Origin of the sequence: Paraglaciecola arctica (assembly GCF_018861065.1) — a bacterium.
Lineage (GTDB): Bacteria > Pseudomonadota > Gammaproteobacteria > Enterobacterales > Alteromonadaceae > Paraglaciecola > Paraglaciecola arctica_B.
Window position 1 is genome coordinate 12,812 of sequence record NZ_JAHKQO010000021.1, and the last position, 14,823, is coordinate 27,634.

Annotated in this window: 13 protein-coding genes and 2 tRNA genes; 6 read left to right on the top strand and 9 right to left on the bottom strand. The window is 40.6% G+C overall.

The features are described 5' to 3' along the window. Positions 1-24 precede the first annotated feature (24 nt). From KO534_RS08560 to KO534_RS08595, 8 genes are all read right to left on the bottom strand, one after another. Positions 25-723, bottom strand: coding sequence for an electron transport complex subunit E (locus KO534_RS08560; protein WP_215929233.1), 699 nt, complete (start codon positions 721-723; stop codon positions 25-27). Then, entirely contained in the window at positions 716-1,417 is a 702-nt protein-coding gene (gene rsxG, locus KO534_RS08565; protein WP_215929234.1) for an electron transport complex subunit RsxG, read from the bottom strand. The genes KO534_RS08560 and rsxG overlap by 8 nt, the downstream gene beginning before the upstream one ends. Then, positions 1,414-2,508: an electron transport complex subunit RsxD gene (rsxD, locus tag KO534_RS08570; RefSeq protein ID WP_215929235.1), complete on the bottom strand. Its 1,095-nt coding sequence runs from the start codon at positions 2,506-2,508 to the stop codon at positions 1,414-1,416. Before rsxD ends, rsxG begins: the two co-directional genes overlap by 4 nt. Beyond that, positions 2,505-4,739, bottom strand: coding sequence for an electron transport complex subunit RsxC (gene rsxC, locus KO534_RS08575; protein ID WP_215929236.1), 2,235 nt, complete (start codon positions 4,737-4,739; stop codon positions 2,505-2,507). Before rsxC ends, rsxD begins: the two co-directional genes overlap by 4 nt. A 9-nt stretch (positions 4,740-4,748) precedes the next feature. Beyond that, positions 4,749-5,315: an electron transport complex subunit RsxB gene (rsxB, locus tag KO534_RS08580; RefSeq protein ID WP_215929237.1), complete on the bottom strand. Its 567-nt coding sequence runs from the start codon at positions 5,313-5,315 to the stop codon at positions 4,749-4,751. Further along, positions 5,315-5,896, bottom strand: a complete 582-nt coding sequence (gene rsxA / locus KO534_RS08585) for an electron transport complex subunit RsxA (protein WP_215929238.1) — start codon at positions 5,894-5,896, stop codon at positions 5,315-5,317. Before rsxA ends, rsxB begins: the two co-directional genes overlap by 1 nt. Positions 5,897-6,074: 178 nt before the next feature. Continuing rightward, positions 6,075-6,151, bottom strand: a tRNA-Asn gene (locus KO534_RS08590). A gap of 60 nt (positions 6,152-6,211) precedes the next feature. Further along, a tRNA-Asn gene (locus KO534_RS08595) sits at positions 6,212-6,288 on the bottom strand. Positions 6,289-7,268: 980 nt separating this feature from the next. On the opposite strand from KO534_RS08595, the gene KO534_RS08600 reads away from it, so the two are divergent. From KO534_RS08600 to KO534_RS08610, 3 genes are all read left to right on the top strand, one after another. Then, a complete protein-coding gene (locus tag KO534_RS08600; protein WP_436836580.1) occupies positions 7,269-8,645 on the top strand; it encodes an MATE family efflux transporter in 1,377 nt (458 codons plus the stop codon). A 5-nt stretch (positions 8,646-8,650) separates the two neighbouring features. Continuing rightward, entirely contained in the window at positions 8,651-10,660 is a 2,010-nt protein-coding gene (gene uvrB / locus KO534_RS08605) for an excinuclease ABC subunit UvrB (RefSeq protein ID WP_215929239.1), read from the top strand. 294 nt (positions 10,661-10,954) lie between these two features. After that, positions 10,955-11,875: a LysR family transcriptional regulator gene (locus tag KO534_RS08610; protein WP_215929240.1), complete on the top strand. Its 921-nt coding sequence runs from the start codon at positions 10,955-10,957 to the stop codon at positions 11,873-11,875. Between the two features lie 159 nt (positions 11,876-12,034). On the opposite strand, the gene queC is transcribed toward KO534_RS08610, so the two are convergent. Further along, the gene (gene queC / locus KO534_RS08615; protein ID WP_215929241.1) at positions 12,035-12,694 is read right to left on the bottom strand and encodes a 7-cyano-7-deazaguanine synthase QueC; all 660 of its coding nucleotides are present in this window, start codon (positions 12,692-12,694) and stop codon (positions 12,035-12,037) included. 98 nt (positions 12,695-12,792) lie between these two features. Here queC and queE point away from each other — a divergent pair, with 98 nt between their 5' ends. The 3 genes from queE to KO534_RS08630 are packed head-to-tail and all read left to right on the top strand — an operon-like array spanning position 12,793 to position 14,787. Continuing rightward, a complete protein-coding gene (queE, locus tag KO534_RS08620) occupies positions 12,793-13,467 on the top strand; it encodes a 7-carboxy-7-deazaguanine synthase QueE (protein ID WP_215929242.1) in 675 nt (224 codons plus the stop codon). Positions 13,468-13,497: 30 nt separating this feature from the next. After that, the gene (locus KO534_RS08625) at positions 13,498-13,914 is read left to right on the top strand and encodes a hypothetical protein (protein ID WP_215929243.1); all 417 of its coding nucleotides are present in this window, start codon (positions 13,498-13,500) and stop codon (positions 13,912-13,914) included. A gap of 3 nt (positions 13,915-13,917) precedes the next feature. Beyond that, positions 13,918-14,787 carry an amino acid ABC transporter substrate-binding protein gene (locus KO534_RS08630; RefSeq protein ID WP_215929244.1) on the top strand — a complete coding sequence of 290 codons (870 nt, stop codon included), beginning with the start codon at positions 13,918-13,920 and terminating at the stop codon, positions 14,785-14,787. Positions 14,788-14,823: the final 36 nt, after the last annotated feature.

Below are 14,823 nucleotides of genomic sequence, written 5' to 3' on the forward strand. Positions count from 1 at the left end.
CATCTAGCATCTAGCATCTAGCATCTAGCTTTCTGTAGTCACTCGGGCGCGTTGCACCACTTTTTCTTCTGTTTTGGCGGCAAACAATTGTTCCATATGGCTATCCAACACATTTTTTAGCGCAATGATGAGCCCCATACATAAAAAAGCACCAGGAGGTAAAATCGCCAACAAAAAAGGACTGTCAGTTTCAAAGACTGTAATTTTTAGGCTAGTGGCCCAATCGCCTAACAACAAGTTGGCGCCAACAAATAAAGTGCCATAACCTAATAATTCACGCATCGCGCCTAATAAAACTAATACTGCTGTAAATCCTAGCCCCATCATTAAACCGTCGAAAGCGGATTTACCAATGGTATTTTTAGAAGCGTAGGCTTCGGCTCGTCCAATAATGGCGCAGTTAGTGACTATAAGGGGAATAAAAATTCCTAAGGCTTGATAAAGTGTAAAGGTGTAAGCGTTCATTAGTAGTTGCACTATTGTCACAAACGCCGCGATAATCATTACAAAAATGGGGATGCGGATCTCGCTAGGAACCCAATTGCGAATGATAGAAACCGTGGTGTTTGAACCAATTAACACAAGGGTAGTGGCTAAGCCTAAACCTAATCCATTGGTTATAGTGGCGGTAACTGCAAGCAAAGGGCATAGACCTAAGAGTTGCACCAATGCAGGATTGTTTTTCCACAATCCTTGCCAACTTAATTCTTTGAATTCATTCATTAATTTGACTCCCTAATGGGTCACTGACTTTTTTAGCGTTGTCTGTGGTACAAGCATTTGGCGCTTCAAAAATAGCGTCTTGGTTAGCTAAGAAATATTCCACACTTAATTTGACTGCTTTAATTACTGCTCTGGGTGTTATTGTTGCGCCGGTAAATTGGTCAAATTGACCGCCGTCTTTTTTGACTGCCCAATTGGGGGCGATTTTTGAGCTAAATATTTGATTGTCAAAGTCTAAAACCCAGTTACTCACTCGTAGATCAATTTTGTCACCCAGACCTGGGGTTTCTTTGTGCTCGAGTACTCTGACTCCAGTAACTTTGGCTGTGCCAGTTTCAAAATTGGTTACACCCACAACTATCTCAATCTTACCACTGTAACCGTCTGGTGCGGTGGTTTCTATTGCGGCAGCAACCCCTTGTCCTAGTTTAGTGGCGCGATAGACATGGTGAGGTTCATCAGATCCCAAAAACGCCTTTGAAGTCACTAAGGCACAATCAAACTGAATAGCGTTGTCGTAGGCGTTTTTATCAATGACCGCATGGAGGATAGACAATAATTTTTGTTGTTGCTGAATCGCAATTTGATCTTTGGTGCCAAAGAAGGTGAGGGCAATCAGACCTGTAGTGACTAAGGCAAAAACCGCCAATATCAAACCATTTTTAGACATAGTATGTTGTATACTTTTTGTCATGACTGAGCCTTGTTTTTGGTTTTTCGTTTAGTCGAGGTATGGCCGTACGTCCGCGGGCGGGTGTAATAATCAATTAAAGGCACTGCCATATTCATGATCAATACTGCAAAGGCTATGGCGTCAGGATAACCACCCCATTCTCGAATTAGGTAGACCCAGATACCAATTGCGGCACCAAAAATGATTCGGCCTTTATTGGTTGTCGAGGCGGACACAGGATCGGTGGCAATGAAAAAGGCGCCTATGATAATGCTACCGTTGAATAGGTGGAAAATACTCGATGGATATAAATCACTGTCAACCAGCGACATTATCAGCGCACAAATAAACAGCGCCGCCAACATACTAGTGGGTATATGCCAATTGATGACTTTTTGTTTAAGTAGATACAAACCACCTATTAAGTATCCCAGACTAATCCAACTCGACGCCACGCCTAAACCAGGAATCACGCTATCGAAAATCGGACGTTCAATGGTTTCTGAATAGGTAAACCCTTGGGATAAACTGGTTTTCACCGTGTCTAACGGTGTGGCCATTGTCACGCCGTCTATGCCAGTTTTTAGTTGTGCTAGGCTAAAACCTTCAACACTGAATCCCGTGAAAACAGCTTGTAAGGCATCCATGAAATTATGACTATATTGAGCAAGATTGACGGGAGGCAGCCACTGAGTCATTTGCACAGGAAAAGAAACCAACAACATCACATAGGCGGCCATTGCGGGATTAAATACATTAAAACCTAGGCCACCATAAAGCTGTTTAACTATGCAAATGGCAAAAAAAGTGCCAATTACTACTACCCACCACGGAGCAAAAGGCGGAATGCTTACAGCCAATAACATTGCCGTTAATACCGCGCTGTAATCTTTTAAGGCTCGCTCAAAATCTCGTTTACGTAGTTCCAAAATTGCCGCTTCGGTCACAACTGCGGTGACCACGGCTAAGCCAATTTGAATAACCGTGCCCCAGCCAAAGAACCAGGTTTGTAATAAAACTCCAGGGATCATGGCTAAAATCACTAGACGCATGACCTGGCCAGTATCACGGCGAATGTGCTGGTGGGGTGAACTCGCTAACCTAAATTTCATGAGGATTTGTCTGCTTTTTCAGCTGCTTTTTTGGCTTTCGCTTTCGCTACTGCCGCCGCGATTTTGCGTTTTTTCATATCTATTTGTTGTTCTTGTGTTTTGACCGGTTCCTGTGAACTGTCAGTTTTAGGATCTTCAACCTCGGCTAGCGGCGCCTCTTTTGATGTTTGTTCGGTTTCCGCCGCTTTTTGTGCTTCACGTTTTGCTTTGGCTTTGGCCACAGCTGCGGCTATTCTCGCTTTCTTGCTGGCCGCGATAGTGGCAGTTTTAGTTGCCGTTACTTCAGAAACACTTTCAGAAGATGCGCTTTCGGGTTTTAAAGGTTCGGGTTTTGCTGCATGCGGTGCTGGCTCTTTAGCGTTAACACTTTGATTCTTGCTCTGTGTTTCAGTTTTTATAGATTCAGAAACTTTGTCGTTATTCTTTTCAACTTCAACTTCAACTTCAACTTCAACTTCGCTTGGTACTTCGACTTCAACATTAGAGGTTGCGGCTTCTGCGGCGGCTTTTTTAGCCTTAGCTCTGGCGATAGCGGCTTGAACTCTCTGATTTGAACTGGCTACTTTAGTGGTAGGTTGAGTCGCAGAAGCTTCAGTTGTCTCATTAGGAGCCGCCGCTTCTATTACATCATTGGCTAAATCCGCTTTACTCACTGACGTTTCTTCTTCAATGTTTACCGCTTGTTTTTTAGCTTTGGCTCTCGCTAATGCCGCCGCTATTTTATCTTTGGCGTTGTTACCCTTGCTTTCCATCGCTTGTTTTCGCGCCTCGGCTGCCAATCGATGTTTTTCGTCTCTGGCATGTTGTTCGGCAATTAATCTCGCTTCGCGTTTTTCAAACCGCTCTCTGGCTTTATCCGATTTTTGTTTTTCTTCTTGTTCTACTCTTATCTCTGATTTTGCTATGCGGTAATAGTGCACCAATGGAATTTCACTGGGGCAAACGTAGGCACAGGCTCCACATTCAATACAATCAAATAAATTATAATCTTGGGCTTTGTCTAATTCTTTGGCTTTGGAGTGCCAAAATAATTGTTGTGGTAATAGGCTAACAGGACAAGCATCGGCGCAAGCGCTACAACGAATACAAGCTTGTTCGTTGTTGCTGGATATTTCGGTGTCTGTAGGCGCCAAAATACAGTTAGTGGTTTTAATCACCGGTACCTTATCATTAATGACATTAAAGCCCATCATCGGGCCGCCCATAATGACGTTGGGTTGCTTTTGAAGTTTTGGATTGTAATCACTATGGGCCAGAAGGTGAGCCACCGGACTACCAATTAGCGCCCATAGGTTAGATGGTTTTTCTACAGCTTCGCCAGTAACTGTAACGACTCGACTAATAAGAGGCTTACCCGAAAAAACTGCATCAGAAATAGCAAAACAAGTACCTACATTGTGCATAATTATACCCACATCCATAGGCAGGCCTTTGGCTGGGACTTCTCTGTTGGTTAGCACTTGGATTAGCTGTTTTTCGCCTCCAGCTGGATACTTAGTCGGCACACTACAAATTCGGTAATTGGGGTTTTCTCTACAGGCTACTTGCATTGCTTCAATAGCTTCAGGTTTGTTGTTTTCTATTCCAATTAAAACCTGTTTGGGTTTGAGTAGGTGACACAATACATCTATACCTTGGCGAATTTGCCATGCATGCTCACGCATTAAACGGTCATCAGAGGTAATATAAGGTTCACATTCAATGCCGTTTATAATCAAAAAGTCGACATCTTTTTTAGGTGAAGATTTGATGTGGGTGGGAAAACCAGCACCGCCCATACCACTAATGCCCGCGTCGCATATGGCGGCTAACACTTTTATTTTGGGCTGGCTTTGGTAGTCAATTAACGGATTCAGTTGTATCCATTTATCTTGCTGATCGCTTATGATCTCAACCGTCATCTCAGGCAAACCAGACGGATGCGCCGAAACATGTTTTTGAATAGCAGCCACTTCACCAGATGTTGGGGCGTGGATTGGTACAGCAAATGGGTTCATGCTTTTGGTTAAGGCTTGACCTTTAAGCACCTTTTGACCTACTTCAACAATAAGGTGGCCTTCTACACCAATGTGTTGTTTCACTGTTACAAATAGGCGTTCAGGGATGGGTAATTTGCCTATTGGAGTTTGATTTGAGAGTGTTTTTCTTTCTGCTGGGAATACCCCACCCGGAAAATCCCACAACTGGTTATTGTCTAGTTTTTCAATTATATCGTCGTAGTTATTTGGCATAATTCCCGGCTAACCTACTTGTTTAATAGGGATGGTATTAATGTCCCAGCGCCATGACGAAGCACTATCTTTTACTGGTAACATGTCAATACAATCAACGGGGCAGGGGTCTACACATAGATCGCAGCCGGTGCATTCGTCTGTGATAACGGTATGCATTTGTTTCGCGGCTCCCAAAATGGCGTCAACGGGACAAGCCTGAATACATTTAGTACATCCTATACATTCGTCTTCTCGAATGAATGCCACCTTTTTCACATCTTCCGTTCCATGTGCGGAATCTAAAGATTTAGCTTCGACACCCATAAGGTCGGCGAGTTTTTTTATGGTGGCATCGCCACCAGGCGGACATTTATTGATTTCGTCGCCATCAGCAATAGCTTGAGCATAAGGTTTACACCCAGGGTAGCCACATTGCCCACACTGGGTTTGCGGAAGAATGTGATCTATTTGTTCAACAAGAGGGTCGCTCTCGACCTTAAATTTAACTGCCGCAAAACCTAAAATGCTGCCAAAAATAAGAGCCAAAAGTCCAATGGCAAGAAGCGCTGTTAAAATAGCAAAACCTAAAGACATTAAAATTTAACCAAACCAGTAAAGCCCATAAAGGCTAAAGACATCAATCCTGCCGTGATCATACCTATAGACGCACCTTTAAAAGGTTTGGGAACGTCTGCTACCGCTAAACGTTCTCGCATTGCGGAGAATAAAATAAGTACTAAAGAAAACCCAAGCGCTGCGCCAAAACCATAGATAACAGATTCAACAAAATTATGTTGTTGGTTAATATTCAATAGGGCAACCCCTAAAACTGCACAGTTAGTGGTGATGAGTGGTAAAAATATACCGAGTAGTCGGTACAAAGTGGGACTGGTTTTATGCACTACCATCTCGGTGAACTGCACTACTACTGCTATTACTAGAATAAAACTCAGCGTACGCAAGTAACCAATACCAAGTGGCAACAATATATAATGTTCAACAAGGTAGCTTGAAAGAGAGGCCAGTGTTAATACAAAAGTAGTGGCCATAGACATACCAATGGCGGTTTCTAATTTTCCTGACACACCCATAAACGGACATAAGCCGAGAAATTGAACTAACACAAAGTTGTTCACCAGCACAGTGCCAATCAATAGTAGTAAGAATTCGGTCATAGAAGCAGATATTAGCCAGAAGTTATTATTACACTTGTTATTATCTTTATTTAAGTGGCTATTAACAACTTGATATTCAAAAGATTACTAACAAAAGGTGTTTATTTTTGAAATAAAAGCTAATAACTAGAGATAATTAAGAATGAGTTAAGTAGGAAGAGACTTATGTAAATTGAATTGGCTCCCCCTCCCCGACTCGAACAGGGGACCTGCGGATTAACAGTCCGTCGCTCTAACCAGCTGAGCTAAGGGGGAATTCAATTTCAGGTTAAATACAATTTTATGATTAATATCTAACTTGTATCAAGTGTAAGTTGGCTCCCCCTCCCCGACTCGAACAGGGGACCTGCGGATTAACAGTCCGTCGCTCTAACCAGCTGAGCTAAGGGGGAACTTTACACTTACGTTGAAAGGGTTCTGGGTTAAAAACCGAGGTGCTTTTCAACGGGGCAGGATATTAATCAGCATACCGCCCGCTGTCAACACTCAAAGTGAGGTTTTTATCGATATTTTCATAAACTTGTACACAAACCAAGCGTATTCATGAAATATAAAAATTTTCGGTTTTTTATTGGTTTAAAATTGCGCGATTTTTGTTGTTATCATTAAACTTTCATTAAAGACCATTTTTCCACTTCGTTATAGCTAATTGTTATTAATGAATAGTTGTGCACTGTATATAATGCCAGTGATTAATAAAAGTGTAACCTTCGTTGGGGATGCAGTAGGTTGGTGGTTACTAACTAAAATAAAAGTGCATAGCGGCGTCAAAGTACGCCAATTAAAGGGCGAAGGCAGTTATCCACGAATCTTGTGGATAACCTTGTGGATTAAACTGTTTTTGGTAAAGAAGTGATCAACAATTCAAAGTCAATAGATCAAATTAAAAATATCAAAATATTTTGAAAAATACTTATAAAACAATAGTTTGGGTTTTTATTTTGGTTCGCCTAAAAAATAAAAAATCTTAGTGAAAACAATGGAATTTCTCTTGTGTGTTGTTTTTAAAGAGAAAAACAAAAACACGTCAAAACAATGAGATTAGTTTTGATTTTTGAATTGATTGTTTTTAAATCAATAAAGATTAATTAGCCCTGAATACTCGTGATTTAACTAAAAACGTCAATAAATAGACGCTCACCTGTATTTAAAAAGATACACTTTTGAACATTGTTTGTTTTAACAAATATGTAACATTAACGCCGCTAAATATAAGAAAACTGAAGGAAAAATCGCGTATTATTAGCTGATTGTGTTGTGACTAACAAAGCAACTACTGTTTGTTGATATTTACAGGTTAAGATCTCGGCAACGTGTTTTTGAGTTAGATAACCTACTTTGCACCTATAGCTTCAATTAAGAGAGAGCAATATTGACCTCAAGTGAGAAAACAACTTCCCATCCAGATTTACTCAATAATGATATTGCCATCACGCTGCGTAAAATGACCTTGCCAATGATACTGGGTATGGTGGTACTTATGACTTTTGGGTTAGTCGATACCTTTTTTATCGGGATGTTAGGTACCCAAGAGCTTGCCGCTATCAGTTTTACGTTTCCAGTTACTTTTACTGTTATCAGTCTAAATATAGGTTTGGGTATAGGTACCTCTGCGATTATTGCTAAATTCCTTGGTGCGGGGCAACACATCCAAGCTAAGGAGACTGCTACCGGTGCTTTAATGTTGACTATGGTTTTGGCTATTTTATTAGCTATTGTGGGTGTGATGACAATTACACCTATTTTCCGCTTAATGGGGGCGGATCAAATACAACTTGTGTTGATTCATGAATATATGTTGGTGTGGTATGCCGCGGGTATATTTTTGGCTATGCCTATGGTTGGCAACAGTGTGTTACGGGCTTCAGGCGATACTAAAACACCGAGTTATATCATGGCTTTTTGTGGGGTGATTAATGTGATTTTGGATCCCCTGTTTATATTTGGTTGGGGTCCAGTGCCTGCTTTTGGAATACAAGGGGCTGCAATTGCAACACTAATAGCGTGGGCGGTTGGTGTGTTTTATATCTTGTATATATTGGCTATAAAACGGCAATTGATGGAGCCTAAGTTACTGAATTGGCATCAGTTGAAACGCAGTACAGGCGGCATTTTAAAAATAGGATTGCCTGCTTCAGGAGCCAATATGTTGACTCCAATTTCAACTGGAATAGTCACTGCTATCGTTGCCGGTTATGGTCCAGAAGCTGTGGCTGCTTGGGGGGTAGGTGGGCGATTAGAATCGATTGCTAGTATAGTGGTTCTGTCTTTATCTATGTCGTTACCACCGTTTATTAGTCAGAATTTTGGGGCTAACAATATAGAACGTGTACGCCATGCTTATTCTTTATGTGTCAAATTCGTGATTGTTTGGCAACTGCTCATTTTTGCTCTACTGGCGTTATTGTCTGGTTTGATCGCTAATATTTTTACTGACGAACCAAAGGTTGCTGCCACTATTGTGTTGTTCTTAGTGATTGTGCCTTTAGGATATGGATTTCAGGGCGTAACTATTTTGACTAATTCTTCTTTTAATGCGATGCATATGCCGATGTCTGCCTTGTTTCTAAATGGCATGCGTTTATTTGTGTTTTTTGTGCCATTTTCATTTATTGGTAGTTATTGGTTTAACTTACCAGGATTATTTTGGGCCGCAGTTGTAGCTAACGTGACTGTTGGATGTATTGCTTTTATTTGGTTCAAAAGCATTCTTTCGTCGCGATTTGAACAGAGTGTAGTGAGTAAGTAAAGTTTATGAGTAGAGCATTTGAAATATCCTCGAGTTATTCCCCAGCTGGTGATCAGCCTAAAGCGATTGATGCTTTAGTTGAAGGGTTAGAAGATGGCTTAGCGCGTCAAATTTTATTAGGGGTAACGGGTTCCGGTAAAACTTTTACCATGGCAAATGTCATTGAAAAGGTGCAGCGACCAACCTTGATTTTGGCACACAATAAAACCTTAGCGGCACAGCTTTATGGCGAAATGAAAGAGTTTTTTCCAAATAACGCCGTAGAATATTTTGTTTCGTATTACGATTATTACCAGCCCGAAGCCTATGTGCCCTCTAGTGATACCTTTATTGAAAAAGACGCTTCGGTCAACGCTCATATAGAACAAATGCGCTTATCCGCTACTAAATCATTGATGGAAAGGCGCGATGTTATTATTGTTTCTAGTGTATCGGCCATTTATGGTTTGGGAGATCCTGAGTCTTATATGAAAATGTTAGTGCATTTTCGCCAGGGCGATATCATGAATCAACGGGATATTTTGCGGCGCTTAGCAGAAATTCAATATACTCGAAACGATATCGCTTTTGAGCGGGGCACTTTTAGAGTTCGCGGTGACGTAATTGATGTGTTTCCGGCAGACTCAGAGCGTCATGGAATTAGAGTTGAGTTATTTGACGAAGAAATAGAACGTATTAGTATATTTGATCCCCTTACCGGCGCGGTTGAAAAAACCGTCACTCGCGCTACAGTTTTTCCGAAAACTCATTATGTCACCCCAAGAGAAAAGATCCTTGATGCAATTGAGCATATCAAGGTTGAGTTAAAGGAAAGACGCGAACAGCTCAAATCAGTGAATAAATTAGTGGAAGAACAGCGAGTTTCCCAGCGTTGTCAATTTGATATAGAGATGATGCAGGAGTTAGGGTATTGCTCGGGCATCGAAAATTATTCTCGGTATTTATCTGGCCGCAATCCGGGCGATCCTCCACCGACCCTTATCGATTATTTCCCAGCTGATGGTTTAATGTTTATTGATGAATCCCACGTCACGGTTTCACAGATTGGTGCCATGTATAAAGGTGATAGGTCTCGAAAAGAAACCCTAGTGGAATATGGCTTTCGATTACCTTCTGCATTAGATAACCGCCCTTTAAAATTTGAAGAATTTGAACAAATTACCCCGCAAACCATTTATGTATCTGCCACCCCAGGTAAATTTGAACTAGCGGCGGCGCCAGACGACATAGTTGAGCAACTCGTGCGTCCCACAGGTTTACTGGATCCTGAAATAGAAATTCGCCCTGTGGCCACTCAAGTTGATGATTTATTGTCAGAGATTAATAAGTGCGTAGCCGCTAATGAGAGAGTTTTGGTTACCACTTTAACTAAACGTATGTCAGAAGATTTAAGTGATTACCTTGACGAGCATGGCATAAAATCTCGTTATTTACATTCTGATATAGACACGGTTGAGCGTATTGAAATTATTCGTGATTTACGTATTGGTAAGTTTGATGTCTTAGTAGGAATCAACCTGCTAAGAGAAGGGTTGGATATGCCTGAAGTATCTTTGGTTGCTATTCTCGACGCAGATAAGGAAGGTTTTTTAAGATCCGATAAATCACTGATTCAAACTATGGGGAGGGCTGCCCGTCATCTTAATGGGCGAGCAATCATGTATGGCGATAAGATTACTGGCTCAATGGAACGTGCAATAGCAGAAACAAGCAGACGTCGTGAAATTCAAAAAGCCTACAACCTTAAACACGGCATAGTGCCAATGCAGTTAAATAAGCCTATTACCGATATTATGGATGTGGGAGACGGTAGTTCTGATGGTAAGGTTAAATTGAGGTTAGTCGCAGAATCTGGCAAAAAATATAGCGCGCTGAGTACACCACAAATATTGCAAAAAATTGCTGATCTTGAAAAAGTGATGTTCAAAGCAGCGAAGGAATTAGAGTTTGAAAAAGCCGCTAACTTAAGAGATGAAATAGAAGCGTTTAGGGCGCAGATAGTGAAAAACTCTTAACTTAGAGGTTTAAGTTTCAAGCCATAATCATTAAGTGGTGCTGTTATTGTGCAACTAGTAGCGCGGCACCCAAAAAATAATTACTACAGATAATATAGTTGATTGAGGAAGTCACCCGTTAGAATTAACCACAGTCATATAGCCTCTGTGCTGTGTTTTATTCAATATTCATAAACTTTTGTTACGCCAATACCCCAGTTTTTGGCGGTTCTGTTAAATTTCCATTGTAATCCGGCTACGGCTTTCCTAATATGTACTTTAGTATCAAGAACTATACCTATAAGTGGTGCTGTAATGTTAAATCGTCTTCAAGAATCCGATATCAAATTATTGCGTGTGTTTTACGCTGTGGCCTCATGTAATGGCTTCACTGCGGCTGAACCCGTGCTTCGCATGCAACGTCCCAATATTAGCGCCGCGATTAAAAAGCTCGAAGAACGCTTAGATTTAGTTTTGTGCCATCGAGGTCGCGGTGGGTTTCAAATGACTAAAGAGGGGGAAGTCGTTTTTCAGGAAACGAAACGTATATTTAACTCTTTTGATAACTTTGTATTCAATCTTAAAAGTCTTCACGACGATTATTCAGGGCACATTACCTTAGTTATGATGGCTGGGTTGCCTTTGTCTTACCATTTAGCGGTAAGTAAAGCCGTTAAAAGTACCATGAAAAAGTTTAATGATATTCATGTCAATATCCAAACCCGTTTGTATAACGAAGTAGAGCATGTGGCTCTATCAGGCGAATGTCATTTGGTGTTATCAACTTATGACATGGTAAAACCTGAATCGGTTACCTTTCACCCAGTTGAAGTAGCCTGTAAAGGTCGTTTGTATTGCTCACCGTCACATGTATTAGCAAAATATCGTGACGGCTTACCTGATAATGTCAAAATAGGCGATTATCCAGCAATTGGTATTTCAGGCTTATCCTCAGCTAACTATATTTCTGAGGATACACGTATGGCAATACAAACGTTTTCTGACTCCTACGATGCTTGTTTGTCTGCGATAATGACAGGTGAGTATGTTGGACTATTGCCTGACTATGTGCTCACCAACCAAGCTGCAGGCCTTGGGTTAGTGCCTGTAGGTAAAAGTTTATTTGAATTTAGTCATGACTTGTTTGTAATGAATGGAAAAAACACTCGCTTAAACCCAGTGTTAAGACATTTGATTAAAGAAATTAGCTATTTTATTCAACAAGTTGAAAGTTAAGTTTAGAGATTCAATTGATTGTTAAGCCGCATTTATGCGGCTTTTTTATTGTCTGTGAACGGCCTTGAGAGAAAAGTAAAATAGAACATGAATCACTATATGTTTTAGTTTTCGGCTAGAGTCAGTTCAGAGACTAATGTCGTCAAGACACCCTCAACCTTATTCTTCATACTCCAATGGATCACTTACACCGTTATCACTGAATGCTTCTAATCTTTCTTGGCAAGCGCCACATTTTCCGCAAGCTTTTTCACGGCCGTTATAACAAGTCCATGTTTGGTTGTAATCCAAGCCCATTGCTAAACCTGCAGTCAAAATTGCGGTTTTACTGACTTCCAAATAAGGCGTAACAATTTCAACGGCTTCATAATTGGCGATAGCACATACATCATTCATTTTGTGGACAAATTCAGGGCGGCAGTCTGGGTAAATAGCGTGATCACCTGAGTGGGCCCCGTAGAAGACTTTATTGGCATCCATAGAAACGGCATAACCTACCGCCATCGACAGCAAAATCATATTTCTATTCGGCACCACAGTGCTTTTCATGCTTTCTTCTTCGTAATGGCCTTCTGCTACGTCAATATCTGAGGTGAGAGATGAACCTCCAATTAGTTGGTTGATAGCTGAAATATCAACAATTTTGTGTTGGACACCCAGTGTTTTGCAGGCGCGACTGGCATAATCCAGCTCTTTTTTATGTCGTTGCCCGTAATCAAAAGACAAGGCAAATACCTCAAAACCTTGTTTAACGGCGAGGTTTAGGACAGTAAATGAGTCCATTCCCCCAGAAAAAATTACCACTACCTTTTGTGACATGGGCTTTGCTTCTTTATAATCAATTAATGGGTAGTGATTTTAAGTGATTTAACTGTAAATTCCCACAACGGGGTTTAGGTTAAACAATAGGAAAGTGATTGAGTTTATATAAAATTAATGAAGTGTTTGAGTCTTTGCAAGGCGAGGGCAGTTACACAGGTTTACCATCCATATTCGTGCGTTTGCAAGGTTGTCCTGTTGGCTGTCCATGGTGTGATACCAAACATACGTGGGTAGTATCACCTGAGTTAAAAACGACAAGCGACGCGGTAATGGCTGAAACTGCGGAATCTGATAAATGGTTTGAACACAGTACTGAACAACTATTAGCGCTTTTTAAACATCATGGTTATATAGCTAAACATGTAGTGATCACTGGTGGCGAACCGTGTTTGTATGATTTAACCGAAATCACTAGTGGTTTAATTACCCAAGGTTATTCAGTGCAAATTGAAACTAGTGGCACTTATGAAATAATTGCTCATCCAGAAACGTGGGTTACTGTTTCGCCTAAAGTTAATATGCCAGGAGGACGACCAGTTTTAAGCAGTGCCATGCGCAGAGCTAATGAAATAAAACACCCCATTGCGATGGAAAAACATATAGAAGAGTTAGATCAAGTGTTAACGTTACTTGGAGAACAAACGCCGCCTAATATATATTTGCAGCCTATTAGCCAACAAAAACGAGCAACCGACCTTGCAATTAAAACCTGTATAGCGCGTAATTGGCGTTTGTCGTTACAAACTCACAAATTTATCGGAATTGAATAGGGCTTTGCCCTAATTAAGGAAAAATTATCTATGCCAATTGATTCAGAGTATTTTTTGGAACTGTATGCTAACGCATTAAATTCTTTCGACTCTAAAAAAATAGCGAGTTTTTGTTTACCACCTACTATTGTCATGACTGATGATAGTAAAAAAGTATTGGCTTGCGTCGAAGAATTAGAAAATGCGGTCAGTCGCACCATAGCTAAATTTGAGGTCGCTGGTATAAAGTCCTTTGTTCCAAAGTTGCAACAAACTATGCGTCTATCTGATTCATTATTTTTCTCAAAAATGCGCTGGCAATTTTTCGATACAAATGAACAATTACGTTTCAGTTGTGCGACTTCTTATACGTTGCAAAAAATGCCAGATAAACAACTTAAAATAATTGTGGCAGTGATTGATGATGATGAAAAAAAACTTGCTGAAGTTTTGGCTCGTGCCGAGTAATTTATGAAAAGGCTCCTCGTTATTTGTTCCGTTTTTTTTAGCGTTAACGCGCTAAGCGCATCGTGGCAAATAACCTATCCCCGCCATCTTGAAAATAGCTCGAAGATTGATGAGTATCCGATACAAGTACTGGCGTTAGCTTTAGAGCAAACCGGAGTCAAATATCAACTAAACCCGTCAGAAAATATCTTGTCGAAAGGTAAAGCGTTGGTTCGATTGCAGGACAATCGAGAAATTAATATTGTTTGGGGAATGACTAATCCTCAGCGAGAAAAAGATTTACTACCGATACGCATCCCAATATTTAAAGGGTTGATAGGTTGGCGATTATTGCTAATTCGACAAGATATGGCAGGGCGCTTTAAATATATTCAAGAGCTTGAGCATTTGGTGAAACTAGCGCCGTTGCAAGGGCGTGATTGGCCCGATACTAAAGTATTGCAATCCAATAGTTTTGATGTGGTGACAGAACGTTCTCAAAGTGCCCTTATGAAAATGCTTGGCAATGCACAGGGAGATTTTTATCCCCGTTCAATCATAGAAATTTGGGATGAGTTGGATAAAAGTCAATCAAAGATCCCAATTCGAATCCAACCTACTCTTGGTATCCGTTATCCCGCTGCCATATATTTTTTTGTGAATAAAAATAGTGTACCTCTGGCAAGTTTGATTGAAAATGGATTAGAAAAAGCCATTAAAAACGGCAAGTTTGATGCGTTGTTTATTGAGAATTACAAACCTTATATTGATAAAGCACAGCTTGAAAAACGAACGTTTTACACTCTGAAAAACACGTTTTTACCTGAAAAAACGCCGTTAGATAGAAAAGAATTATGGTTTGACGGAAAAATTGACGCGGCAATTAAGCCATAAAAAAAACAGAGTGTTTGACTCTAATGCCGATCAGTT

Bases quoted from the DNA above. Each gene is read 5' to 3' on its own strand.
- KO534_RS08560 (WP_215929233.1), bottom strand. From the start codon at position 723: ATGAATGAATTCAAAGAATTAAGTTGGCAAGGATTGTGGAAAAACAAT.
- rsxG (WP_215929234.1), bottom strand. From the start codon at position 1,417: ATGACAAAAAGTATACAACATACTATGTCTAAAAATGGTTTGATATTG.
- rsxD (WP_215929235.1), bottom strand. From the start codon at position 2,508: ATGAAATTTAGGTTAGCGAGTTCACCCCACCAGCACATTCGCCGTGAT.
- rsxC (WP_215929236.1), bottom strand. From the start codon at position 4,739: ATGCCAAATAACTACGACGATATAATTGAAAAACTAGACAATAACCAG.
- rsxB (WP_215929237.1), bottom strand. From the start codon at position 5,315: ATGTCTTTAGGTTTTGCTATTTTAACAGCGCTTCTTGCCATTGGACTT.
- rsxA (WP_215929238.1), bottom strand. From the start codon at position 5,896: ATGACCGAATTCTTACTACTATTGATTGGCACTGTGCTGGTGAACAAC.
- uvrB (WP_215929239.1), top strand. From the start codon at position 8,651: ATGAGTAGAGCATTTGAAATATCCTCGAGTTATTCCCCAGCTGGTGAT.
- KO534_RS08610 (WP_215929240.1), top strand. From the start codon at position 10,955: ATGTTAAATCGTCTTCAAGAATCCGATATCAAATTATTGCGTGTGTTT.
- queC (WP_215929241.1), bottom strand. From the start codon at position 12,694: ATGTCACAAAAGGTAGTGGTAATTTTTTCTGGGGGAATGGACTCATTT.
- KO534_RS08625 (WP_215929243.1), top strand. From the start codon at position 13,498: ATGCCAATTGATTCAGAGTATTTTTTGGAACTGTATGCTAACGCATTA.
- KO534_RS08630 (WP_215929244.1), top strand. From the start codon at position 13,918: ATGAAAAGGCTCCTCGTTATTTGTTCCGTTTTTTTTAGCGTTAACGCG.